The sequence below is a fragment of the Hymenobacter tenuis genome (assembly GCF_054780495.1).
The window spans coordinates 1-24,932 of record NZ_BAAGWF010000008.1 but is presented as its reverse complement, the minus strand read 5'-3'; the positions used below and the strand labels follow the sequence as shown (position 1 = coordinate 24,932).

Below are 24,932 nucleotides of genomic sequence, written 5' to 3'. Positions count from 1 at the left end.
AAGGCGGACTATTCGGCCACCAAAACGGGTTCGCTGTCAGCGGCTTTGGGCGCCACGATTACCCGCGAAAACGTTTTGCCGGATGTATTCAAATCCCCGCCCGCGATGCGCTGCACCGGCCCTAGCGCCTGGCCCATGGCCCCGCCTTTGGCGTCGGTGCGCACGGTGGTCAGGGCGTAGTCACGGGGGTAGGGTGCCTTGGTGCCGCTGGTCAGGAAGATGTCGTAGTCGGTGTTGGGCGTCAGGCCGCGCAGGGCGAAAGTGGCCAAATCCACCAGCCCTTCCGAGCGCAGCGTCATGGTGCCGGTGGCGGGGCCGGGCGTGGGCGGCTTCAGGGTGCGGACGATGGCGGGCTGGTCCACCAGCTGCCGGCCCAGGCCGGTGGCGCCGGCCGCGCCGGCCGGCACGGCGTTGGGCACGTACATCAGGGCCATCGGGGCCTGCCCGACTTTTATTTTGGCCAGCACTTTATTGCTCGCGGTGCTGATGGCCACGGCCGAGTCGCCGTTTTCCAGGCCCACGTACACCCGGCTGCCATCGCCCGAGGGCCAGATGCCGTGCGGCAGCGCCCCCACCGGAATGGTGGCCAGCTGCCGGAAGCCGGGGGCGCGGCTGTACACCTTCACCACGTCCTCGCCGCCCACCGTCACGTAGGCCAGCTTGCCGGCGGCCACGTCCACCGTGGCCACGTGGTTGGAGATGGGGCCGGTCGTCAGCACGCCGCTGATGGTGAGCGTCTTGGTATCCAGCACCGACACCTTGCCCACGTCCTTGTGCGTGAACCAGATTTGCTGGCCGTCCCGGGTAGGGAAGATATTGGGCGAGAAGGGGCTCACCACGGGGACCTTTTTGATGACTTTGTAGGTGGCCACGTCCACCACCGCCAGCTCGGGCGAAAAGCTGGAACACACGAAGGCGCGCTGGCCGTCGGGGCTGAAGGCAATCTGGCCGGGGCCGTTGGGCACGGGCACGCGGCGGGTTTCGCGCAGCGTGGCCACGTCGATGACGGAGAGGTAGTCCTCGCCGCGCACCGTTATCCAGGCCTCCTTGCCGTCGGGCCGGAACGTAGCTTCGTGCGGGGCGCGGCCCACGTACACGCTGCCCCGGATGGCATTCGTAGCCGTCTCGATGAAAGTGACGTTATTGGAGCCCACCGACACCACGGCCAGCAATTTGTGGTCGGGCGAAGCGCCCAGGCCGTGCACCAGCGCCTGCCCTTTGTAGAGCGCCGACAGCAAATCGGGCTGCGGCTTGCCCAGCACAATCTGGCCCAGCAGCTGGTTGTCGGCGGGGTCGATGACCGAAACGGTGTTGGAAATCTGGTCGGCGGTGTACACCCGGTCGCGGTGGCTCACGGCCTGGGCCGCAGCGGCGCTGGTAATAAGCAGCAGGCCGGGGAGAAGGGGAAATTTCATTTGGGATTGGGGAAAAGAACGTCATGCTGAGCATGTGGCGCATCAAGCCAGGAGCGCAGCCGTAGTCGAAGCATGACGATTCTGATGGATTGGGCGCTATTTGCCAGAACTCTGGCTCGCCACCGGATGCTGCTTCAGCCAGGCGGCCATCTGCTGAATCTCGACCTGCTGCTCGGCGATGATGCTTTGGGCGAGGCGGCGCAGGGCCGGGTCTTTGCCGTATAGCAGTTGCAGGCGGGCCATGTCCACGGCACCCTGGTGGTGGGGCAGCATCATGGCCGCGAAGCTGGCGTCGATGTCGTTGGGGTTGGCGCCGGTCATGCGGCGCATGCCCTCGTCCATCACCACCATCACCGAATCCATGCCGTGCTGGAAGGCGGCGACCGGGGTGCCCGGGGCGGCCATGCCGTGGTTCATGTGCATGCCGGCCATCCCGGCCATGCCCGGCATCGGTTTCGTGCCCGCCGGGTTATGTTGGGCGTGGGCTGTCAGGGCTCCGATGAAGGTGAGTGCTAGTAAAAAGAGGAAGGGTTTGGTCATGTCGTGCGCCGTTGCCACCTCATGAGCGGGGGGCTGGTGCGCTAACGGGCAACTCCAGAAGATGAACGCCCGACACGGGCCAACTGGACCTATTCCGGGGTGAACCGGCCTTTTGCGGCCCGGCCCGGCTCAGGCGAAGCGCTTGAGCAGCTGCTGCACCCCGGCGCTGTAGCTGCGCGAGGAGGTGACGTGCTGCCCGTTGGCCATGCGAAACAGGTACTCGCCGTGCGACCAATGCTTAAAATCCACGATGTGGGCCGGGTTGACGATGCACGAGCGGTGAATGCGCAGGAACACGGCCGGGTCGAGCCGCTCGGCCAGCTGGCCCAGGGCCGTGCGCAGCGGGTAGTGCCTGCCGGCCGCGTGCAGCAGCACGCCGTTGCCGGTGGCTTCGAAGTAGCACACCTCGGCGGCCGGCACGAAGAAGCTGCGCTCGGGCAGCTTCACCAGAAACTGGTCCTGATAGTCGGGCACAGGCGGGGCGGTCCAGCTGTGCAGCAGGGCCGCCAGCGCGGGGCCGGGGGCCGGGCTTTGGCGCAGCAGCAACTGCGGCGGCAGCCGGCCCACGCAGTCGGCAAACCGGTCGGGGTCCAGCGGTTTGAGCAGGTAATCGACGGCGTGCAGGGCGAAGGCCTGCACCGCGTACTGGTCGTAGGCCGTCACGAACACCACCAGCGGGAGCGGCTGGCCGGCCGCCTGCAGCCGCCGCAGCACCTGCACGCCATCAAGGTCAGGCAGCTGCACATCAAGGAAAACGACGTCGTATGCGCCGGTGTGCAGGGCGGTGAGGGCCTCGGTGCCGTTGGCGGCTTCGCCCGTTACGGCCAGCGCCGGAAAATCGGCCAACAGTTCGCGCAGCAGGCTGCGCGCCAGGGGCTCGTCGTCGACCAGCAGCGTGCGGATGGGGCTCATGCGGGCTCTGGGGTAACGCCGGCCACCGCCCGCCGGAACGGGATGGACAAGCGCAGGCAGTAGCCGCACGCCGGGGCCGACTCCACCGCCAGGGCATAGTCCGGGCCGTAGAGCGTGGCCAGCCGGCTTTCCAGGTTGCGCAGGCCGATGCCCCGCGCGGCGGTGTCGGCCGCGCCCCGGCCGTTGTCCTGCACTTGCAGCAGCAGCCGGTCGCCCTGTTTTTCGGCCCGCACGGCCAGCTCGCCGGCCCCGGCGCGGGGCGCCAGGCCGTGGCGCACGGCGTTTTCCACCACTGGCTGCAGTAGCAGGGCGGGCAGCAGCGCCCCTTCGGTATCGGGGGCAATATTGTAGCGCACGGCCAGCCGGTCAGGGAAGCGGGTTTGCTCGATTTCCAAGTAGAGCCGGGTGAGGCGCAGCTCCTGTTCCAGGGTCACTTCCTGCTCGTCGGTACCTTCCAGCACCAGCCGCAGAAACTGGCTGAGCTGGGCCAGCATGCGCCGGGCGGCCTTCACGTCCTGGCTCATCAGGGCCGAGACGGCGTTCATGGAATTGAAGAGAAAGTGCGGCTGGAGCTGCATTTTCAGGGCCTGCAGCTGGGCCTGCACCAGCTGGGTTTCGAGCTGGGCGGCCCGCACCCGGCCTTCGCGGTACCGCTCGCGGTACTGCACGGCGTAGGCGATGCAGAGCAGCATCCAGTAAATGGGCACCCAGCTGTTGGCGTTGGCCACGACCTCGGCGAGGGAAACCCGGCCCGGCACGGCCCCGCTGCCGTGCATCACGGCGGCGTACACGAGGCGGTAAGCAAGCGTGAGGACGTAGCTGGCCGCCGCGTGGGCCAGCAGGTGCCGCAGCCGGTGGCGGCTCTCGAGGAGGTTGAAGCGGGCCGCCAGGGCAAACACCACCGGCGTGAGCAGCCCCCAAATCAGGCCGTGCAGCAGGCGCCCGCCCAGGGCCTCGCGCCAGTCGGTGGGCGTACCGGCCGAGAGGTTCTGCACGAAAATCAGCAGCACCATGAACCCGCTGAACAGCAGCCACGCCAGGGCAATGGTGGCGCCGCTCACCAGGGGCGGGGTCTTCTGCGGCGTTTTCAAGGGCCCTGCGGTCGTGCTCATGCGCTTTAAAGGTAGCGAAACCCACCGCCACCGCGCCGTCCTGGCATTCAGAATGGCCTTTTTGGCGGGCCAATGGGCCTTCGGGCCGGTATTGGGCGAGCTCGATTACCCCGCCGGGGCTAAGCGCACGGGAAGTTTGTGAAAAAGGTTAGCCGTAGCAGGCGCGGGCCTCCCACCGAGAGTCAGACAATTCTCACTAGCCTGTTTAACCTTTGTACCAAACTTTTAACCAAGGCCAAGGTTGCTGCCGGCGATACGGTCATCGTCTCCGAGCTCTCCCGGCTGGGCCGCTCGCTGCGCGAAGTGCTGGGCCTGATTGAAGAGTTGATTCACCAGAAGCGGTGCCGGCTGATTCTGGTCAAGCAGGGCCTGGACCTGGACCCGCAGAATCACCGCGACATGACCCACAAAATCCTGCTCACCATTTTCGCCATGCTGGCCGAGCTGGAGCGGGACTTCGTTTCCGAGCGCACGAAGGAAGGCTTGCGGGCGCGGCGCGAGCAGGGCATCGTGCTGGGCAAGCCCAAGGGGGTGGTGCAGCCCTCCATGTACGACGCCGACCGCGAGCGGATTCTGCACCTGCACGCGCTGGGCGTACCGCTCACCACCATCGTGGACGTGCACCTGAAGTACGGCAAGTACCTCTCCCTGAAAAACTACCTAGCCAAACTGCAGCGGTAACCGAGCCAAAATGCCGCCCCCTAACCGGACGACTCGGAGGTTTTACCCTATTTGTTCAAAAACACCTAAATTACCTATATAATTATATTTTTTATATACTATGCGCCGTATGGGGTCTCTTTGGGAGCCAGCAGCCTATAGAAGAAAGCCTGCGGTCTGGTTGAGAAAAACGATTTCTCCAGCCAACCGCTGGCAGCTCAACAGCGCTAGCTTTCTTCTGCTTTTGCGAACCCAACTGATTCACGAAAAAACTGCGGCGATACGGCCGTATTTTTCTTGAAGAAGCGGCTGAAATAGTATTCATCCCCGAAGCCCAGCGCGAAGGCGATAGCCTTGACGGATTGACTGGTTAGGTACAGTTCGCGTTTGGCCTCCATAATGATTCGCTCCGTGATGAGTTGGCTGAGCGTCTTCTGATAATGGGACTTGACTAGGCGCGTTAGGCTTCGGGCGGGAACTCGTAACAGGTCGGCATACTCCCCGGCCGTGTGCAGGTGGCGGTAGTGCGTATTAATGGCATCTTGAAGTTGCTGCAGGAGCCAGGGCTCCCGGCCAGACGGGTTCTGCTCGGTGCCTAACGCGGGCTGTGCAGTACGAATACGGATAGCTTTCAGCAAAAAGAGCTTCAGATATAATACGATGGACTCTTGTTGTGCTACCTCTTGACGCCGTACTTCCTCTTGCATCACAGCTGCCAGGGCGGCAAATTCACGCACCGCCTCTGTTGTAACCGGGAAGAAGGGCGGCTCAAAAATTGTGTTGAACAAGATGCCATTGCTAGCTACCTCCTGCTGATGCCGGTAGATGCAGAAAAAGTCGGCATGAAAATCCAGGACCAGGCCCGCTACAGCGGTGCTGGCTTGGATAGTGTAAGGTTGGTAAGGGCCAAAACAACACAGCGTACTGCCAGCAAACAGGTAGGTGGCAAAGTTGGCGCGTATCTCGCCGCTGCCCTGCGTAAGCAGAATGAGGGAGTAATAATTATTGCGTTGTAAGTAATTAAACGGGGTGTCGTCGCTAAAGGAGTAGCTTCGAAACGCTAATTCACCCGTGTGCGGATGAGTTAGCAGGAGACAGTCAATCGCCATCGCGTGAGAAGAATAGCAGCTAGCCAACCGGACTAACTGCCCGCCAGCCCCTAAAGCGACCTATGCCCAGGCATAGGTCGCTTTAGGGGCTGGTAATTATTTGGCAGCCAAGATAGCTACTTGTTCAATGACAGGCGGCACGGCCAGCAAGTCGGCCGCATGGGCCATCAACGCAGCGGCAATAGGGCCGTTCAGATGCGCCTGCCGGCCTGCTTCATCCGGAAAGGTATCAAAGATACCGAAGGTGGCCGGCGCCAGCTGAATAGCATACCAGGTTATGGTAGCCGGCTCTTGCTGAGCCAGGGGCAGAGCGCCCGTCAAAAAATCAAGTACTGCCTGCTCTTTACCGGGCTTCGCTTCGAGCCGGACCAGCAATCCTACATTCTTCATGGAAGTGGGGGTTAGGTAAATTGATATAACAAAGGTGCTGCCTCTCTGAAAGGATTAACATGGACGGACGCAACTAGTGGCTGGACAAAAAGACCATGGCCGCTTCAAACCAGTATGTGAGCTCGTGTATCCTGGTTTAACTGGCCCCGAATGGTGCAGTGGCTGTTGCAGAACTCGGCACGATGCAAAACGTGAAGGGCTTGAGGCTTCGAGACAGGCTAGAAAAGAACATGAGCAGGCCGTTCATCTAGGCTCAGGAACTATTCTACGTAGTTGCTGAGCTGCCTTGAGAATTCTGTAACAGCCACTGCACCTCGCTGAGGCCCCCTCTGTTGGTGCTGCACTACGAGGGGTACCACTAGAGTAAGAACCGAAAACAACGCTAAGCAAATTCGTCCGGGCCAACACTAGCCTACCTGAATTTTGCGCCGGCGGAGTGTCTCGCGAAACGGCCGTTTTAGCGGCCCACCCGCCGCGGCCGATTCGCGCCCCGAAAAGCCCCCAAAGATTGTCTCATTTGCTGTTCTCACCAATCAACGACTCGCTATCTTCGCCCACATTGACTTCTTGAGAATAATGGCGATGATTTTCGGCTATGCCCGCGTGAGTACCTCCGATCAGCACCTGCACCTGCAGACCGATGCCTTGCAGGCCTATGGCTGCGTGGAGGTGGCCCAGGAAAAAGTGTCGTCCGTGAAAGAGCGCCCAGCCCTGCAGCACCTGCTGACCCGGCTGCGGCCCGGTGATACACTCGTGGTCTGGAAACTCGACCGGCTGGGCCGCTCGCTCAAAGACTTGGTCACCTTAGTGACCGGGTTTCAAGAGCAGGGGGTGCACTTCGTCAGCCTGCAGGACCATCTGGACACGACCACGGCCCAGGGCCGGCTCATGTTTAATATGTTTGCCTCGCTGGCCGAGTTTGAGCGCGACATCATCCGTGAACGCACCAAAGCGGGCCTGACAGCAGCCCGGGCCCGGGGACGACAGGGCGGGCGGCCCAAGGGACTGTCCAATGAAGCGCTCTCCAAAGCCCAGGCGGCCAAAACGCTCTACCTGCAGCAGGACAAGACGGTGGCGGAAATCGGCCAATTGCTGGGGGTAGGCCGGGCCACTATCTACCGCTACCTGGCTTACCTGGGCGTGGCAACCGGCGGAAAAGCGCAGGAAACGGCGTAGTTGCCGCATTGCCGGGTGCCTGCTCGTGGCGGCTGCCGTCAGAAAGTCTTCAGAATTGCCGGCTACCTTTCCGCTGTTCCTAACCCTGCTCTCCCGTGAAGCTGCTGATTGTAGAAGACGAGCCCGCTCTGCGTACCTCCTTGATGGAGTATCTGCGCCAGGACGGCTATGTAGTGGAGGCTGCGGCCAACTACGAGCAGGCCCACGAGAAAATCAAGCTCTACCAGTACGACTGCGTGCTGCTGGATTTGACGCTGCCCGACGGCAACGGGCTGGACGTGGTACGCACGCTCAAAGCCGACCGCTCCCCGGCCGGCGTACTCATTATCTCGGCCCGGGGCGCGCTCGACGACAAAGTACTGGGCTTGGAGCTAGGGGCCGATGACTACCTGGCCAAGCCGTTTCACCTCTCGGAACTGAGCGCCCGGCTGAAGGCCATCATCCGGCGGCGGCAATTTCAGGGGCAGCGTCACCTACTGTTTCAGGAGCTGACCGTGTTCCCCGACCAGGCCCAGGTGCTGGTCAACGGCGAACCGGTACTGCTCACGCGCAAGGAATTTGACCTGCTGCTGTATCTGCTCACCCATCCCGGCCGCGTGCTGACCAAGGAGTCCATTGCCGAGCACGTGTGGGGTGACGCGGCCGATGCGGCCGACTCCTTCGACTTTCTCTACACCCACCTCAAGAACCTGCGGCGTAAGCTGCAGGAGAAAGGAGCCGGGGACTACATCCGCTCCGTGTATGGGGTAGGCTATAAGTTCAGCGCAGAATGAAGCTGCTGGCCGCCACCAACCGCTACTACCTGCTGCTGGCCACCGTGCTCTTCACAGTAGGTAGTGTATTCCTTTACTACGGCGTGCGCTGGACGCTGCAAAGCGAAGTGGAGGAGCGCCTGTTTCAGCAGCGCGACTACCTGCGGGAGCAGGTGCAGGGCACCGGCCGCCTGCCTGGCACCCCGTTCGAGGGCCGCATGCAGCTCAGCACAAAGCCCCAGCCCGAGGGCCTGCGCGATACCCTGCTGCTGGAACCCCTGGAAAACGAGTTGGAGCCCTACCGGCAGCTCACCTTCCGGCTGCATCTTGATGGCCGGACCCAGTGGGTGTCGCTGAGTAAAGCCCTGCTGGAAACCTACGAAGTCCAGCGCCTGATTCTGCTGCTGCTGGTGGGCGTGCTGGGCACGCTGCTGCTGGGCGTGGTGCTGCTCAACCGCTGGCTGACCCGCCGTCTCTGGGCCCCATTTGAGCAGACCCTGCACCAGCTGCGCGGCTACGAGGTGCGCCAGCACCAAGTGCTGCAGCTGCCTGCTACCCGCATCGAGGAGTTTGCCCAGCTCAACCAGACCCTCACCCAGCTGAGCGAACGGGTCGCAGCCGATTACGCCACGCTCAAGGAGTTCACCGAAAACGCGGCCCACGAAACCCGCACCCCGCTGGCCATCATGCAGGCCAAGCTGGAGCAGCTGCTCCAATTGCCGGATCTACCCGCGCCGGCCGGCCCCCTGGTGGGCGACCTGTACGCGGCCGTGCAGCGGCTGGCCCGCCTGCACCAGGGGCTGACGCTGCTCAGCAAAATCGAGAACCAGCAGTTCGCCGCCGCCCAGCCGCTGCCGCTGGCGGAGTTGCTGCGCGAGAAGCTGGGCCAGCTGGAAGAGTTCATGCAGCAGAAAAATCTGCAGCTGGACGTACGAATCAGTGCCGAGCCGGTACTCCCCATGCACCCGGCCCTGGCCGATTCCTTGCTCAGCAACCTGCTGCACAACGCCATCCGGCACAACCAGCCGGACGGCTTGCTGCGGGTGCAGTTGAGCGCCACCGAGCTGATGATCACCAATGCCGGCCCGGCCCTGGCGGCGCAGCAGGAGCCCGCTCAGTTTTTCGAGCGGTTCCGCAAGCAGAATGCCGCGTCCGAGTCGCCCGGTCTGGGCTTGTCCATTGTGCAGAGCATCACGGCCTTCTATGGCTTTACCGTGACGTACGACTACGCCCCGGAGCCGCCACGGCATACGCTGCGCGTCCGGTTCGCTCCGGTGGCCGTCCGGCCCTGACAACTACAGAATGTGCACAGAATTGGCCCTTACGTTTGGGGCCTACCTGCTCCTGTCTGTATGTTCCGCTCTGTGCTGCTCCCCTGGCTATGCTGTCTGCTGCCCCTGTTTCCGGCCCGGGCCCAGACGGTACCATCCGTTTCGCTAACGTCCTCCGCTGGTGACTCCACCATACGTCGGGCGCTCTGGCAGCGGCCGGTGAGCCGGGCGGTGCTGGTGCCCACGCTGCTGCTCACGGCCGGGGCCCTGACCACCCACCGGGTGGAGCTGCTGGAATCGGACGAGGAAATGCGGGAGGAAATCCGCGAGCACATGGGCCGCCCCACCATGACGCTTGACAACCAGCTGCGTTACTTGCCGGGGGCGGTAACGCTCGGCTTAGGCCTGGCCGGGGTGCCGGGCCGTCACAAACCGGTGGACCAGCTGCTGCTTGCGGCGCTGGCTTTCACCATAAACGACGCGGCAACCAGCAACCTGAAGAAGCTCATGCAGGTGCAACGCCCCGACGGGTCCGACTTCCATTCCTTTCCCAGCCAGCACACCAGCCTGGCCTTCGCCTCGGCTACGTTCCTGCACAAGGAATATGGGGGGCGCAGCATCTGGTACAGCATCGGGGGCTACGGCGTGGCGGCGGCCACCGGGAGCATTCGCATGGCCAAGGACGTGCACTGGCTCTCCGACGTACTGGCCGGAGCCGGCGTGGGCATCCTCTCCACCGAGGCGGCCTACTGGCTGTATCCGCGCCTTATGAAGCCGATGCGCCGGGTGCTGGGCAGCCGGGCACTGGTGGTACCCAGCTACCAGCAGGGCGCCGTGGGGGCCACCGCGGTGGTCCGGCTGTGAGGCCGCCGCTCCTCCTTTTCCTGAATCCGGCCCCATTTCTTCCTGTGGCCCCACTTCCTGCAAGACAGCATATGCGCAAGCGACTTATCCATTACCCGTTGCTGCTCCTGTTGAGCGGCATAGTAGCTCACCCGATTTCTGCGCAGGTAGTGCCCCCGCAGACGATACTCCCGGATACCACGCACAAATTTGAGAACCCCAATGCCGTAGCGGCAATCAGCAAGAAGCCCTGGTACGCCGGCAAGCTGGTGAAAGCCACCCTCGTGCCGGCCATGCTCATTGGCTACGGGGCCTACACATTCAACGGGGGCGGCTTTTACACCAACCAGCAGGCCAACCGCGACATCCACCGGGTATTCCCCACCTTCCGCACCCGCGCCGACGACCTGCTCATCTTTGCCCCGTACCTGGAGCTGGGCGCCGTGCTGTTCTCCGGGGTGGAGTCGCACAACGACCGCCTCAACATGGGGCTGGTGGTGCTGAAAAGTGAGTTGATTATGCTCAGCACCACCTACGCGGTGAAGTTCCTGAGCCGCGAAACCCGGCCGGATGGGTCTGATAACCTGTCGTTCCCCTCGGGGCACACGGCGCAGGCGTTTCTGGCAGCCAGCATCGTGCACACCGAGTTCCGCGACAAAAGCCAGTGGTACGGCGTGGGGGCCTATACCCTGGCCACCAGCGTAGCCGCCCTGCGCATGATCAACAGTAAGCACTGGCAGAGTGACGTGATAGCCGGCGCCGGCTTCGGTATTCTGTCGGCGCATCTGGGCTACCTCACCCACCGCAACCGCTGGGGCCGCCAGCCGCGCACCGCTGCGGGCTGGCATGTTACCCCCGCCATGTGGCCCGGTGGCACTACGGGCTTGAGCGTGACGTGGCGGGCCCACCAATAAGCGAATGACTCTGCTCGACACACGTTGGTTGAACGACAATTTAGTATGGTGATGTCCACTGTTTTGGTTACCGGCTGTGCCGGCTTTATCGGCTCCCACTTGGCCGAGCGGCTGCTGGCCGATGGTTACCGCGTAGTGGGCTTCGATAACTTTGACGAGTTCTACGCCCGCACCGCCAAGGAATCCAACTTGACGGGGCTGCTGGCCCACCCGCAATTCCGTTTTTTTGAGCTGGACCTGCGCCAGGGCCCGGCGGCGCTAGCGGCTTTGCCGGCCGGCCCCTACGAGGCCGTAGTGCACCTGGCCGCCAAGGCCGGGGTGGGGCCGTCAGTGCGCGAGCCGGCGGCATACATGGAAACTAACTTGCTGGGCACCACGCACCTGCTGGACTGGATGCAACAGCGCGGCGTACCGAACCTGCTATTTGCCTCGTCGTCGTCGGTGTACGGCAACACGCCCTCGCGGCCGTTTCGGGAAGACGAGCCGCTACTGGCGCGCAGCATTTCGCCCTACGCTGCCTCCAAGCTGGCCGGCGAGGCATTGACCTACACCTATCACCACCTGTACGGCCTGAGTGTGCTCAACGCCCGGTTTTTTACTGTCTACGGCCCGCGCCAACGGCCCGATTTAGCGATTCACAAATTTACGCGGCTGCTGTTAGCCGGCCAACCCCTGCCCGTGTACGGCACTGGTCACACGGCCCGCGACTACACGTACGTAGCCGACACCGTGGATGGTATCATGCGGGGCCTGGCTTACTTGCACGCCCACCCCGGCACCTACACCACCGTGAACCTGGGCAACAGCCGCCCCGTGCCCCTGCTCGACTTGATTGCCGCCCTGGGCCGGGCCACCGGGGCCACGCCGCGCCTGGAATTCTTGCCCGTCCAAGCCGGTGACGTAGAGCTGACGTACGCCGACATCAGCAAAGCCCGTGACTTGCTGGGTTACCAGCCGCGCACGCCGCTGGCCGAGGGATTACAGCACTTTGTGCAGTGGCTACAGGCCAGCAACACCACCCAAAATGCGTAGCCTCAAAGCGGCCGCCAATCAACTCCCTGCTTCTTGGTGGCTGGGGTTGTTACTGTTGAGCCTGGCTATCGCCTTCGCCGTAGGTTTGAACGCCTGGGGCCTCCTAGAAAGCAGCGAGGCCCGCTATGCTGAAATCGGCCGCGAGATGCTGGCTTCCAGCGACTGGCTGCACCCGCGGCTGCTCGGCATCCAGCACTTCCACAAGCCCCCGCTCACCTACTGGCTCACGGCGGTGGGCTTGGCCATTACGGGCCCGACGGCGGCCGGGGTCCGGCTGCTGCCAGGGGTGGCAGTACTGCTGCAAATCCTACTGGTGTACAGCCTGGGGAAGCTATTTTTCGAAGGCGATGCGCGCCGCGCCCTCACAGCCGCCGTGGTGTACGGCACGCTACCCGTGGTGTGGGTGGCCGCCCTCAACGCCACTACTGATGTTTACCTGGCCACCTGGGAGCTGGCCGCTGCTTATGGCATCCTGCACCACTACCACCGCCACAGCCGCTGGGGGCTGTACCTGTTTTGGCTGGGGTTGGGGCTGGCATTTCTCACCAAAGGCCCGGTAGGTCTGGTGCTCCCGCTGATGGCCGTGGCTAGCTTCTACTTCCGGCAGGGCCAGGCGCGCCGCCGGTTCACCGTGCACCATGCGCTCGGCGCCGGGTTGTTTGTAGCGGTGGGGCTGAGTTGGTATCTGTTCTTGGTGGCCGAAAATCCGGCGTTCTTACACTATTTCCTAGTGGGGCATACCGTCGAGCGGTTTGCTAACTCCGAAGCGTTTGGGCGGGCCAAGCCTTGGTGGTTTTATGTGGTGCTGGCCCCCGTCACCAGTTTGCCGTGGTCGGCGCTACTGGTGGGGCGAGGGGCGCGCGTAGGCTGGGCGGCCTTGCCTCGACCATGGAAAAACGTGCTGCTGTTTTGGGTGCTGATACCGGTGCTGTTTTTCTCGTTGTCGCAGTCCAAGCTGCTGCTTTACGTGTTGCCCGTGTTTGCCGGCGTGGCCTTGCTCACGGCCTACCATCTGCACGCGTTGTCAGCGGCTGCCTTGGCCCGCTGGAGTACCTGTCTGCTAGCATTTTGGGGCGTAGTGCTGCTACTCATCGCGGCACCTTGGGTAGCTCACGTCGCGCATCTGACAGTACCGGTTAGTACCACCTGGGTCGCTGGGCTAGGCCTGCTAGGGGTAGCATTCTTGGGCCTGGATCACCAGCGGCTGGAACCGAAAGCCCGGCTATTAGGGGGCGCTGCCGTGTTCATGGCGGCGCTACTGCTGGCCGTGAAGCCGCTGCTGCAAGCCAATGAGCTGGCTTTCAACGGCACCCGGCCCCTAGCGGCGGCCCTGCAAAGCGCTGGCCTTGCCGGGCGTCCAGTGCTGGTGTATGACCAGCTAGTGCCCTCGCTGGCCTTTGCGTTGGAGCGGATACCGTTGTCGCTCTATGGTAATAATCAATCCCTACGACGCGAAACGCAGTTTGAGTCCGATTCCCACTGGCACACCACTTGGCTGAGCCTCAATGACTCGTCCCCGGCGGCGCTCGACTCGGTATTGCGGCAACACCCCGTGCTACTGGTAAAGGGTGAAGTCAACGAGGCACATCGGTGGATAGCGCAGCGGTTGACCCAGCGACTCGATGTAGGCCCCTGGCACGTGTACTACGAACAGTAAAGGCAGTGATTATAGCTGCCCGCACACATTTCGGTTTGCCATGCGTTTCACACGGCTAGTCGTAGCCTCCTTCGTTTCCTTGCTGGGCTTTCTTAAGCTGCTCTGGCAGCAGCACCGCCAGCTGCTGCTCGGGCTGCTGCTGGGCTTCGTGGGGCCCTGGTGCGTGTTTATCAAGGTGGCCCAGGAAGTATGGGAGGACCAGGGCTTCTTTGGCGACAAGGCTCTGCTGGAACTGCTGCACCGGACTGGCAGCCCCGGGCAGGACGCCGTGGCCCTGTGGATGGCCCGGGCCGGGGGCATGCTTTGGACGCCCCTCGTGGCGGCGGCCGTGCTGCTGGGCTTGCTGCTGGCCCGGCAGCGGCGGGCGGCCCTGTTTTTTCTGCTTGCGGTGGGCGGAGCCGGCGTGCTGAACCTGTTTGCCAAACTGCTGCTGGCGCGGGCACGCCCGGCACTTTGGGTGTCCATCGCCCCAGAAACCACCTACAGCTTTCCCAGCGGGCACGCCATGGGGGCGGCGGCGCTGGCCTTCACGCTCGGCGTGCTGCTCTGGCCCACCCGGGGCCGCTGGGTAGCCGTGGGCCTCGGCACGGGCTGGGCACTGCTCATGGGCTGGTCGCGCATGTATTTGGGCGTGCATTTCCCCTCCGATGTGCTGGCTGGCTGGGTGGGGGCCGTGGGCTGGGTGGGCGGCATGCACCTGCTCTTTGACCGGCACGCCCTGGATCTGGGCCAGCTGTGGCGCGATACCCGCACCTACTGGCTGGCCCGGCGGGGCTGAGCACGCACCCGGTCCTTATTTGATATGGTCGCCACCGGCCAGCTGATCCGCACGAGCACCCATCTACCGTGGTGGCAGGACGACTACAGAATTGCTTCAGAAAGGCCTCGTATTCTTGGGTCAGTTTCAACTTCACGCATTCTTCATACTTGGGTTTAGTACTACTCGTGCGAGCCAGAAAAGGCGGTGAAAACACGCCTGAGCCAGCGAACTAAGTCCAAGATCCTACTCTGCATCTATCCCGGCGGTAGCACTCTGCCCAGATAGTTGCCCCCAGCAGCCGTTGCCGTGACCGTACATTCCCCGCTTCCACCTCCCGTTTCCCTGGCCGCCACGCTTCGCCGGCGCTGCCTCTGGCTGCTGGCGCTGCCCCTGTTGCTGGCGGGCTGCGTAAGCACCAAATCGACCTACACCCGCGACCATGTGGCCCAACGACTGCGGGCCCGCGCCGGCTACGAGTTGGGGCTGGACCGCACGGCAGCGTCCCCGGGCCCGGCGCTGCCTAACCTGCAGGACGGCCTGAGCGAGGACGAAACCGTGAGCCTGGCCCTCACCCGCAACCCCGCTTTTCAGGCTGACCTGAGCACCCTGGCCCTGGCCCAGGCTGATTTGCAGGACGCCGGTCTGCTGGCCAATCCTGTGCTGACCGGCGTGACGGCCTACGGCACCTCGCCCGTGTTTCTGGCCCTGAACTTCGCTTCCGACCTGCTCTGGCAGCGCCCGGGCCGGGTGGGGGCCGCCCAGCTCGAAACCCAGCGCGTGGCCGAAAGCCTGGTGAACCGGGGCCTGCTCGTGAGCCGCGACGCCCAGGTAGCCTACACCGACATCACGCTGGCCGAGGAGCGGCTGCGCATTGCCCGTGAGGCCATTACCATGCGGGCCGAGGTAGCACGCATCGTGCGGGCCCGCTACCGGGTGGGCGAGGCCAGCGAGCTGGAAACCGTGGCCCCCAGCGCTGATAGCCTACGCGCTGTGGACGACTTCTACCGCGCCCGCCGCGACGCCCAGTTGGCCCGCCTGCGGCTTTTTACCTCCCTCGGGCTGGATTCGGTGAATGCCGACTCGGTGCGCTTCACGGCGGCTCCTACCTCTGCTACTACCGTGCCGCCGCTGCGTACGCTGCTGGACTCGGCTTACGCGGCCCGACCCGATTTGTGGGCGGCGCGCATCGGCATCGAGGGCATCGGCAAGCGGCTGAAATGGGAACGGAGCCGGGTGTTTTCGTTTGTGCTCTCGCTCAATGCCCGCCTCAACGACCCTAATCCCGTGCACCTGGGGCCGGGCGCGGCCATCGGCCTACCCATCTTCAACCGCAACCAGGGCCGCATCTCGCGGGTGAAAGCCGAACTGGAACAGGCCTCCTGGCAGTACCTGGCCCTGCGCCAGACCGTGAACCTGGACGTGCGCGAGGCCTACGCCCAGTACGAGCAGGCCACCCAGAGCGTCGCCCTGTGGGAGCGCAGCTACCTGCCCAGCCTGAGCGACGCGTTACGCCGCTCCACCAACGCCTTTATCAACGGCGACTTTCCCTACGTGCAGGTGGCTGAAACCACCCGCCAGCTGCTCGATGCCCGCCAGCGCGCCGCCGACGCCCGCGCCGACCAGCGCCGCGCCCTGGCCCGGCTGCGCTACGCCGTGGGGGGCCGCTTCTAACTTCTCCGACTTCTTCCTGCCATGTACTTCCCCCCGTTCACATCCTCTCTGTTGGCAGCCGCCCGCTGCCTGGTACTGACCAGCCTGCTCGGCGGCGCGGTGGCCTGCGGCAAAGCCGAAAAGCCCAAGGCCGTCAGCCCCGCCGAGGTCGAAAACCCGGTCAAGGAGTCAGACCTGACCACCGTAGTTATTACTGCCGACGCAGAAAAGCGGCTGGGCATCAAAACCGTGGCCATCACAACCGACAACGTGCAGGCCACGCGGGAAGTGGGCGGCGAGATTCAGGCTGTGCCGGGCCAGGCCGTGACCATTGTGGCCCCCGTGCAGGGCACGCTACGCGGCGGGGCCAGCCTCACAGCCGGCCAGCGCGTACGCCAGGGCCAGACGCTGTATAGCCTGGTGCCGCTGCCACCGGAGCGTGACCTGCTCACCCTCGACCAGGGCACCACCCAGGCCCGAACCCAGCTGCAGGTAGCCCAGGCCCGCCTGCAACGGGCTGAAGAATTGCTGGCCGACCGCGCCGGCAGCGTCCGGGCCCGCGATGATGCCCGCGCCGATGTGGCGTTGGCTCAGCGCGCCTTAGCCGACGCCCGCGCCCGGCAGGGGGCCATGAACGGCAATACCGGCGGCGGGCAGGCCCTACCCATCAAAGCGCCGTTGAGCGGGGTGGTGCAGCGCGTGAGCGTTGCGCCCGGCTCGGTGGTGACAGCCAACACGGTGCTGGTGGAACTGGCCGCACTCAACAAAGTATGGGTGCGCGTGCCGCTGTTCGTGGGCGATTTGCGCCGGGTAGGCAAGGAACAAGCCGTGACCGTACGGCCCCTGAACGGGGGCGCGGCCCGACAAGCCCGGGCGGTGGAAGCTCCCTTGCTCAGCGCTTCCGCCGGTACCGGCACGCCCGGTGCGGGTACGGCCGGCACGGGCACGGCCGACGTGTTCTACGAGTTGGACAACACCGACGAGGCCTTCCGCCCCGGCGAGCGGGTGGCCGTGGACGTGACGCTGGGCAGCGGCAACTCAGCCACGGGCGGCACCGCCACAACGGCCGCCCTGACCATTCCGGCCGCCGCGCTGCTCTACGACGCCTCGGGCGGGCAGTGGGTGTACGTGCGCACCAAACCCCTGCAGTACACCCGGCAGCGGGTAGAAGTGCAGCGGGCAGTGGGCAACCAAATTGTCATCTCCCGGGGCGTGCAGGCCGGCGCGGAAGTCGTGACGGACGGCGCGGCGGAATTATTCGGAACTGAATTTGGCGGCAGCCACTAACGCAGAACTTAGAACCGAGAGCTTAGAACTGAGAAGCAGTTCTGAGGATAAGGACAGCGTCACATCCGCAGCAGGCTAGAGCTGCTTTCGGCTGACTTCAAATCCCGCTCTAAGTTCTACGCTCTACTATCTAAGCTCTAAAAAATGAAGTGGATAATAGAATCGGCGCTGCGGCTGCGGCTGGTAGTGGTCATCTTGTTTGGGGTGTTGCTGGTGGCGGGCCTGCAGGTGGTGCGCAACACGCCCCTGGACGTATTTCCCGAGTTTGCTCCGCCCTACGTGGAGGTGCAGACCGAAGCGCCCGGCCTGAGCACGGCCGAGGTGGAAGCCCTGGTGAGCGTGCCGCTGGAAAATGCCCTGAACGGCACGCCCGACGTGAAGAAAATCCGCTCCAAGTCGGTGCTGGGCCTCTCGTCGGTGGTGCTGTACTTTCCGCAGGGCATTGACATCAACAATGCCCGGCAGGCGGTGCAGGAGCGGCTGGCGCGGGTGGCGCCCACGCTACCCGGCGTGGCCCGCCCCCCGGTGATGCTGTCCCCGCTGTCTTCGACCAGCCGGGTACTCAAGATTGGGGTATCGTCGGACAGCCTCACGCAGGTGGAAATGACCACGCTGGCCCGTTGGAGCATCCGCCCGCGGCTGATGGCGGTGCCCGGCGTGGCCAACGTGGCTATTTGGGGCCAGCGCGACCGGCAGCTGCAGGTGCTGGTGAACCCCGAGCAGCTGCGCACGCTGGGCCTGACGCTGGCCGAAGTGGAAAAGGCCGCGGCCGACGCCACCACGCTGGCCGGCGGCGGCTTCATCGACTCGCCCAACCAGCGTTTGGCCGTCTCGCAAAGCTCGGCTATTCAGTCGGCCGCCGATTTGGCCCAGATGCCCGTCACGTTTCGCAACGGCGTGAGTCTGAAGCTGGGCGAGGTGGCGCAGGTGGTCGAGGGCTTCCCCGCGCCCATCGGCGACGCCGTGATAAACGATGGACCCGGTCTGCTGCTCATCGTGGAAAAGCAGCCCGGCGCCAATACCCTGGACGTAACCCGCCAGGTGGAAGCGGCCCTGAACGCTATGCGGCCGGGCCTGAAGGGCCTGGAAATCGACTCGACCATCTTCCGGCCCGCGACGTTCATCGAGATGTCGCTGAGTAACCTTAACAAGTCGCTGCTGATTGGCTGCGTGCTGGTGGTGTTGGTGCTGCTGTTCTTCCTGTACGAGTGGCGCACGGCCCTGATCAGCGCCTTGGCGTTGCCCACGTCGCTGATTGCGGCGGCGCTGGCCCTGCGCTACTCCGGTAAAACCATCGACACGATGGTGCTGGCCGGTCTCATCATCGCCCTGGGCGAGGTGGTCGACGACGCCATCATCGACGTGGAAAACATCATGCGGCGGCTGCGACTGAACCACGAAGCGGGCTCGCCCAAAACCTCGTTTGCGGTGGTGTATGAGGCCTCAATGGAAGTGCGGTCAGCCGTGATCTACGGCTCCGTTATCGTGGCGCTGGTCTTGCTGCCCATCTTTTTGCTACCGGGCCTGTCGGGGGCGTTTTTCCAGCCGCTGGCCTTCGCCTACGTGCTGGCTATTCTGGCTTCGCTGTTCGTCGCGCTGACGCTAACGCCCGCGCTGGCCCTGCTACTGCTGCCTAAGGCAGCGGAGAAAAAGTCCAAGGACGCGCCGGTGGTGGCTTGGCTCAAGCGGCACTACGCCCGCATTCTGCCCGGTTTGCTGGCCCGGCCGAAGCGCGTGGCCTGGTCGCTGACCGGCGTGGCGGTGGTGTCGATGCTGCTGGTGCCGTTTTTCGGCCAGGAGTTCCTGCCCAACTTCAAAGAGTACGACTTTCTGATGCACTGGGTGGAGAAGCCCGGCACCTCGCTGCAGGCCATGTCGCGCATCACGGTGCGGGCCAGCAAGGAGCTGCGCGCCATTCCCGGCGTGCGCAACTTTGGGGCGCATATCGGCCGGGCCGAGGTGGCCGATGAGGTGGTGGGCCCCAACTTCACCGAGCTGTGGATTTCGGTGGACCCCAACGTGGACTACGAGGCTACAGTGGCCAAAATCCAGACCGTAGTCGACGGCTACCCCGGCCTGTACCGCGACCTGCTGACCTACCTGCGCGAGCGGATCAAGGAGGTGCTTACCGGCACCTCGGCCACCATCGTGGTGCGCATCTTCGGCCCCGACCTCGACCAGCTGTATACCAAGGCCAAGGAAGTGGGCAGTAAGCTGGAAGGCGTGGAAGGCGTGGTGGACCTGAAAGTGCAGCAGCAAACCCTGGTGCCCCAGATTCAGGTGAAGATTAAGCCCGAGGCGGCGGCGCGTTTCGGCCTGAGTCCGGGCATCGTGCTGCAGGCCATCAGCACGCTGGTGAAGGGCCGCAAGGTGGGCGAAATCTACCAGGAGCAGAAGATTTTCGACGTGGCCGTGTGGGGCCAGCCGGCCGTGCGCTCCGACTTCGGCGCGGTGCGCGAGTTGCTCGTGGGCCTGCCCGGCGGCGGGGCCGTGCCCCTCAAGGAAGTGGCCGACGTGCGCATCGTGCCCACCCCCAACGAAATCACCCGCGAAGCCTCTTCCCGCCGCATCGACGTGACGCTGAACGTGCGCGGCCGCGACCTGGGCAGCGTGGCCCGCGACGTGCAGGCACAGGTCGACGGCGTGGCTTTTAGTGCCGGCTACCACCCCGAAATCTTGGGCGAGTACGCCGAGCGGCAGGCTTCCCAAAACCGCATGGCGCTGCTGGTGTGCCTCTCGCTCATCGGCATCTTCCTGGTGCTCTACACCGACTTCGGCACCGTGCGGCTGGCCACGCTGGGTATTCTGAGCTTGTTTTTTGCCGTGTCGGGATGCCTGCTGGCAGCGTTTCTCACGGGCGGGGTGCTGTCGCTGGGCTCCATTGTGGGCTTTATCACCGTGCTTGGCGTCGCCGCCCGCAACAGCATCATGCTCGTGAGCCACTACCAGCACCTGGAACGCGAGGAGGGCATGCCTTTCGGCAAGGAACTGATTATTCGCGGCTCCCTGGAGCGGGTGTCACCCATCATCATGACGGCCCTGACTTCGGTACTTGCCCTGCTGCCCATCATCCTGGCCGGCAACGAGCCGGGCTCGGAAATCGAGCACCCCATGTCGGTGGTGATTCTGGGCGGCGTCATCACGTCCACGGTGCTGAACCTGCTGGGCATGCCGGCCCTGTACTGGGCCTTCGGGCGGAAGGCAGGTATCCCGTCTGACTCCGCGAACCAGCCAGAAAGCGTGGGCTGAAACCCTGGACGCTGCCCCGATGCCGGTAGAATTTCTTAGCAACGACCAAGCCGCCCGGTACGGGCGCTATCATGCCGACCCAAGCCTGGAGCAACTCAGCCGTTTCTTCTACCTGAGTGCCCCGGACCTGCAGTGGTTGTCGGGGCGTCGGCGCCCTTACAACAAACTGGGATGTGCCGTGCAGCTCTGCACGCTCCGTTTCCTGGGCACCTTTCTGCCTGACCCCACGCAGGTGCCGGCCAGTGTGGTCCACACGCTGGCTCAGCAACTCGGTTTGCCGGCGGAGTCGTTGGACGGCTACCTCATCCGCCCCAATACGTGGTATGACCACCAAGCCAGCCTGGTGGCGTACTCAGGGTACGTGCCCTTTGATGCCCGGCAAGCGTTTCGACTCACACGCTGGCTCTACGCGCAGGTAACCACCAGCACGGTGCGCCCGAGCGTTCTGTTTGATTTGACCACGGCGCATCTGGTTAATCTGCGCGTGGTGTTGCCAGGCGTTTCGCTCCTGACGCGCCTCATTGCGCGGGTGCGCGAACGGAGTGGCCAGCACATCTACCGCCACCTGCGGGCCCGCCTCAGTCCCGCGCAGCAGCTTGCCCTGGAAGCGTTGCTGCTGGTGCCCGCGGGGGAGCGGCTAACGCCCTTGGAAGTGTTGCGCACACCGCCCACCCGCGTGTCCGCTCCTGCCCTGGTGGTCGCCCTGCGGCGGGTGGAGCAGATTCGGGCCGTCGGTGTGGGGGATGTGTCCGTGCAGGATGTAGCCGAAGCCCGGCTGGTCCGTATGGCCCGACATGCCCAACTAACGTGGGCCCAGCCCTTGCTACGCATGAGCGAGGAACGTCGCCTGGCCACGCTGCTGGTGTTCGTGCAGGCCTTGGAACGCACGGCCACCGACGACGTGCTGGATTTGTTTGACGGGCTGATGACGTCGCTGGCCCTGCGCGGGGAAACCAAGCGTCGTCGTGAGCGGCTTCGCTCGCTCAAAGACCTGGACCATGCCGCCCTGCTGCTCCAGCAAGCTGTCTGCATCCTGCTCGACGAGGCGGTACCCGCCGAAGCAATACGGCCCCGGGCCCTGGCCGTCCTGGGCGAGGCCCGATTACGGGCGGCGGCAGACGCCGTGCAGGCGCTGGCCAGCCCGCAGGATGACCCGATGGCGCAAGCGCTGAGCGGCAGTTATGCCACGGTGCGTCGCTTCTTGCCCGCCTTGCTCGGCAGCGTCAAGTTCGAAGGTACTCCATCAGCCAAACCCCTACTGGATGCCTGGCACTTCCTGCAAGCGCAGGAAACGAGCGGCCGGGGCCGACCCAAATGGACTGCCGCCCCCCGCGCGGTGGTGCCCAAGGGGTGGGCGGGGCGGGTATTTCCTGCCAAAGGCGAGGTAAATCCACCCGCGTATACCTTATGCGTGCTCAACCGGCTGCATCAAGCTTTGCGCCGCCGGGAGGTATTTGTGGTGCGCAGTGAACGGTACGGCGACCCACGGGCCGAACTGCTTCGGGGCGAACAGTGGGAGGTGGCCCGCGATTCCGTGGCGCGGGCCCTAGAAAGGTCTACTGACCCAACCGTCGAAGTGGGTCGACTTCAGCAGCAGCTGCGGGATGCCTACCGCGAGGTGAGTGAAAATCTAGCGCAGAATACGGCCCTGGAGCTGCGGCAGGAGAACGGACAGCCATACGTGGTCGTCAGTCCCCTGGCGGCGCAGCAGGAGTCTGCGCGCTTACAGCACCTGCGGGAGCACCTGGCCAGCCAGTTGCCCCAAGTCGAACTGGCCGCGCTGCTCCTGGAAGTGGAGGCCTTTACCGGTTTTGCCAGCGCCTTCAGCCATGTGGCCGATGGGCAGACGGTCGCCACCGACCTGCCCCTGAGTATCTGCGCTGTTCTGCTGGCCCAGGCCTGCAACATCGGCCTGAAAACGGTGGCGCGGGCCGACGTACCGGCCTTGACGTTGCCGCGCTTGTCGTGGGTACAGCAAAATTACGTGCGGGTCGAAACGCTTACCGCCGCGAATGCCCGGCTCGTGGACGCACAAGCGGGGCTGCCGCTGGCCCAGGCCTGGGGCGGTGGGGAAGTGGCCTCGGCCGACGGGATGCGCTTCGTCGTGCCCGTGCGCACCCTGCACGCCGGCTGGAACCGCAAATACTACGGCTCGCAGCGTGGCGTGACCTACTACAACTTCACGGGCGACCAGTTCACCGGCTTTCACGGCATCGTCATTCCCGGTACGCTGCGCGACTCCCTCTTCATCCTGGCCGGGCTGTTGGAACAGCAAACCAGCCTGGACCCACGCGAAATCATGGCCGACACCCACGGCTACAGCGACGTGGTTTTCGGCCTGTTCGCGTTGCTGGGCTACCGCTTCAGTCCCCGGCTGGCCGACTTGGCCGACCAGCGTTTCTGGCGGCTGCAGAAAGACGACGACTACGGACCGCTGAACGCGTTGAGCCGCCACGTCGTGAATTCCCGTCTCCTTATCGAGCACTGGGACGATATGCTACGGCTGGCCGGCTCACTTAAAGTGGGCAAGGTCAAGGCCCCGGCCGTGATGCGCACCCTGCAACGGGCCGGGGCCTTATCGGGCCTGGGCCGGGCCGTGGCCGAGTTAGGGAGGGTGGAGAAAACGCGCTACCTACTGGCCTACGTTCATGATGAGGCCTACCGGCGGCGCATCCTGGTGCAACTCAACCGGGGTGAAGGGCGGCATGCGCTGGCCCGCGCCGTCTTTCACGGCAAGAAAGGCGAGCTGCGCCAACGGTACCGTGAGGGTATGGAGGACCAGTTAGGGGCCCTGGGTTTGGTGGTGAATGCGCTGGTGCTATGGAACACGCGTTATTTACAGCAAGCGCTGGTGCAACACCAAGAAACGGGTGGGGAAGTACTGGAGGAGGACATTGCCCGGCTTTCGCCGTTGTTGCATGAGCACGTCAACATGCTGGGACGCTACGATTTTACGTTGCCCGAAAGCCTTGCTACGGGGCAATTGCGGCCGTTGCGGGACCCGGCCGATTGGGAAGAACAACTCGCGCAAATTCCTTAGCGTTGGTTTCCGTTCTTACTCTTGTGCTACCCCTACGAGTCGCAACGCAGCCTGGCCGCCGGCGGAAGGCTCCAAGTAATCTCAGCTTCCTGCCGTTAGGAAGAACTCATGCACCGCGCCGGCCGCCAGTAGTAGCAGGCGTTGGAGTTCGGTCATGACGAAGGCAGGAGGCAGAAATATATCTTCATCCCCTCTCCTCCTCAGCGGACGCCAGCTGAGGAGGAGAGGTTACAGTAATTTATCCAAGCTCACCGGCAGGTCGCGCACGCGCTTGCCGGTGGCGTGAAACACGGCGTTGGCGACGGCGGCGGCCACGCCGAGGAAGCCAATCTCCCCGATGCCTTTGACACCCAGCGGATTCACGATGTCGTCCTCTTCCTCGACCAGCACCACATCGATGGTGTCAATGTCGGCCATGACGGGAATGTGGTACTCGGCGAGGTTGTGGTTCATATAGCGGCCGAAGCCGTGGTCCATGATGGATTCTTCCATCAGGGCCATGCCAATGCCCCAGACCACCGAGCCCAGCACCTGACTGCGGGCGGTTTTGGGGTTGAGGATGCGGCCGGCGGCCACGGCGTTTACCACGCGCGCTACGTGCACCGTGCCCAGGTCCTCGTCCACTCTTACCTCCACGAACACGGCGTTGTGTGAGTGCATGGAGTAGGGCTGCTGCTTGAGCATATTGGGCCCCGTGGTGGCTTCGGCTTCCACTTTTTCCTCGCCGCTGGCATCGAGAAGTTCGGCAATGCCAACGCGGCGGCTGATGTCCTCATTGAGCCGGATTACCCCGTCCACAAACTGCACGTCCTCAAAAGCGGCGCCTTGCAGCGGCGAATCGGCCAGTTGCTGCGCCAGCTTGAGCAGCTTGTTGCCCAGCGCCTGGCAGGCGGCCTGCACGGCGGTGCCCACGGAGGCGGCCGTCCAGGAGCCGCCCTGCACGGGCGCTTCGGGCAGTTCGGTGTCGCCGAGGCGGAAGGTGACGGCTTCCAGCGGCAAGCCCAGGGTTTGGGCCGCAATCTGAGTCATGATGGTGTAGGTGCCGGTGCCGATGTCGTTGCTGGCGCTGCTCACCATCAGGTGGCCGGCGGCGGTGAGTACGACTTCTCCGACCACCCCCTGCTGGCCGAAGCCCCGTTTGACATGGACCTGATTGCTACCTG

General features: G+C 64.2%; 20 protein-coding genes. 13 read left to right on the top strand and 7 right to left on the bottom strand.

Translation table 11 applies throughout. From position 1 onward, the window contains the following. Window positions 1–8: 8 nt before the first annotated feature. The 4 genes from ACYVGU_RS20170 to ACYVGU_RS20155 form a co-directional block, all read right to left on the bottom strand. Entirely contained in the window at window positions 9–1,415 is a 1,407-nt protein-coding gene (locus ACYVGU_RS20170) for a YncE family protein (protein WP_022821624.1), read from the bottom strand. Window positions 1,416–1,511: 96 nt separating this feature from the next. Then, the gene (locus ACYVGU_RS20165) at window positions 1,512–1,955 is read right to left on the bottom strand and encodes a DUF305 domain-containing protein (RefSeq protein WP_051166806.1); all 444 of its coding nucleotides are present in this window, start codon (window positions 1,953–1,955) and stop codon (window positions 1,512–1,514) included. Window positions 1,956–2,084: 129 nt separating this feature from the next. Continuing rightward, entirely contained in the window at window positions 2,085–2,867 is a 783-nt protein-coding gene (locus tag ACYVGU_RS20160; RefSeq protein ID WP_022821626.1) for a LytR/AlgR family response regulator transcription factor, read from the bottom strand. Continuing rightward, window positions 2,864–3,979 (bottom strand): sensor histidine kinase, encoded by a 1,116-nt coding sequence (locus ACYVGU_RS20155; RefSeq protein WP_022821627.1) that lies wholly within the window; start codon window positions 3,977–3,979, stop codon window positions 2,864–2,866. Before ACYVGU_RS20155 ends, ACYVGU_RS20160 begins: the two co-directional genes overlap by 4 nt. Window positions 3,980–4,117: 138 nt before the next feature. Here ACYVGU_RS20155 and ACYVGU_RS20150 point away from each other — a divergent pair, with 138 nt between their 5' ends. Further along, window positions 4,118–4,660: a recombinase family protein gene (locus ACYVGU_RS20150; protein ID WP_198978999.1), complete on the top strand. Its 543-nt coding sequence runs from the start codon at window positions 4,118–4,120 to the stop codon at window positions 4,658–4,660. 206 nt (window positions 4,661–4,866) lie between these two features. On the opposite strand, the gene ACYVGU_RS20145 is transcribed toward ACYVGU_RS20150, so the two are convergent. Next, window positions 4,867–5,748: a helix-turn-helix domain-containing protein gene (locus ACYVGU_RS20145; protein ID WP_140467141.1), complete on the bottom strand. Its 882-nt coding sequence runs from the start codon at window positions 5,746–5,748 to the stop codon at window positions 4,867–4,869. Between the two features lie 96 nt (window positions 5,749–5,844). Beyond that, window positions 5,845–6,138 carry a putative quinol monooxygenase gene (locus ACYVGU_RS20140; protein WP_019949546.1) on the bottom strand — a complete coding sequence of 98 codons (294 nt, stop codon included), beginning with the start codon at window positions 6,136–6,138 and terminating at the stop codon, window positions 5,845–5,847. A gap of 576 nt (window positions 6,139–6,714) precedes the next feature. Here ACYVGU_RS20140 and ACYVGU_RS20135 point away from each other — a divergent pair. From ACYVGU_RS20135 to ACYVGU_RS20080, 12 genes are all read left to right on the top strand, one after another. Continuing rightward, window positions 6,715–7,314, top strand: a complete 600-nt coding sequence (locus tag ACYVGU_RS20135; RefSeq protein WP_460623585.1) for a recombinase family protein — start codon at window positions 6,715–6,717, stop codon at window positions 7,312–7,314. Window positions 7,315–7,409: 95 nt separating this feature from the next. Further along, on the top strand, window positions 7,410–8,087 hold the full coding sequence (locus tag ACYVGU_RS20130; RefSeq protein ID WP_460623584.1) for a response regulator transcription factor: 678 nt from the start codon (window positions 7,410–7,412) through the stop codon (window positions 8,085–8,087). After that, window positions 8,084–9,358, top strand: a complete 1,275-nt coding sequence (locus ACYVGU_RS20125) for a sensor histidine kinase (protein WP_460623583.1) — start codon at window positions 8,084–8,086, stop codon at window positions 9,356–9,358. Before ACYVGU_RS20130 ends, ACYVGU_RS20125 begins: the two co-directional genes overlap by 4 nt. A gap of 60 nt (window positions 9,359–9,418) precedes the next feature. Continuing rightward, complete coding sequence (locus tag ACYVGU_RS20120) at window positions 9,419–10,201, top strand: phosphatase PAP2 family protein (RefSeq protein ID WP_460623582.1); 783 nt, start codon at window positions 9,419–9,421, stop codon at window positions 10,199–10,201. 71 nt (window positions 10,202–10,272) lie between these two features. Continuing rightward, window positions 10,273–11,094, top strand: coding sequence for a phosphatase PAP2 family protein (locus ACYVGU_RS20115; RefSeq protein ID WP_460623581.1), 822 nt, complete (start codon window positions 10,273–10,275; stop codon window positions 11,092–11,094). Window positions 11,095–11,145: 51 nt separating this feature from the next. After that, a complete protein-coding gene (locus tag ACYVGU_RS20110; RefSeq protein WP_460623580.1) occupies window positions 11,146–12,126 on the top strand; it encodes a GDP-mannose 4,6-dehydratase in 981 nt (326 codons plus the stop codon). Then, complete coding sequence (locus ACYVGU_RS20105; RefSeq protein ID WP_460623579.1) at window positions 12,119–13,783, top strand: glycosyltransferase family protein; 1,665 nt, start codon at window positions 12,119–12,121, stop codon at window positions 13,781–13,783. Before ACYVGU_RS20110 ends, ACYVGU_RS20105 begins: the two co-directional genes overlap by 8 nt. 40 nt (window positions 13,784–13,823) lie before the next feature. Next, window positions 13,824–14,561 carry a phosphatase PAP2 family protein gene (locus ACYVGU_RS20100; protein ID WP_460623578.1) on the top strand — a complete coding sequence of 246 codons (738 nt, stop codon included), beginning with the start codon at window positions 13,824–13,826 and terminating at the stop codon, window positions 14,559–14,561. Window positions 14,562–14,849: 288 nt separating this feature from the next. Continuing rightward, a complete protein-coding gene (locus ACYVGU_RS20095; RefSeq protein ID WP_460623577.1) occupies window positions 14,850–16,214 on the top strand; it encodes a TolC family protein in 1,365 nt (454 codons plus the stop codon). 21 nt (window positions 16,215–16,235) lie between these two features. After that, window positions 16,236–17,480 (top strand): efflux RND transporter periplasmic adaptor subunit, encoded by a 1,245-nt coding sequence (locus tag ACYVGU_RS20090; RefSeq protein ID WP_460623575.1) that lies wholly within the window; start codon window positions 16,236–16,238, stop codon window positions 17,478–17,480. A 144-nt stretch (window positions 17,481–17,624) separates the two neighbouring features. Continuing rightward, window positions 17,625–20,729 (top strand): efflux RND transporter permease subunit, encoded by a 3,105-nt coding sequence (locus ACYVGU_RS20085; RefSeq protein WP_460623573.1) that lies wholly within the window; start codon window positions 17,625–17,627, stop codon window positions 20,727–20,729. A 19-nt stretch (window positions 20,730–20,748) separates the two neighbouring features. Next, a complete protein-coding gene (locus ACYVGU_RS20080) occupies window positions 20,749–23,769 on the top strand; it encodes a Tn3 family transposase (RefSeq protein WP_460623572.1) in 3,021 nt (1,006 codons plus the stop codon). A 228-nt stretch (window positions 23,770–23,997) separates the two neighbouring features. On the opposite strand, the gene ACYVGU_RS20075 is transcribed toward ACYVGU_RS20080, so the two are convergent. Beyond that, window positions 23,998–24,932 (bottom strand): xanthine dehydrogenase family protein molybdopterin-binding subunit (locus ACYVGU_RS20075; protein ID WP_460623571.1); only part of this gene is annotated, 935 nt, incomplete at its 5' end.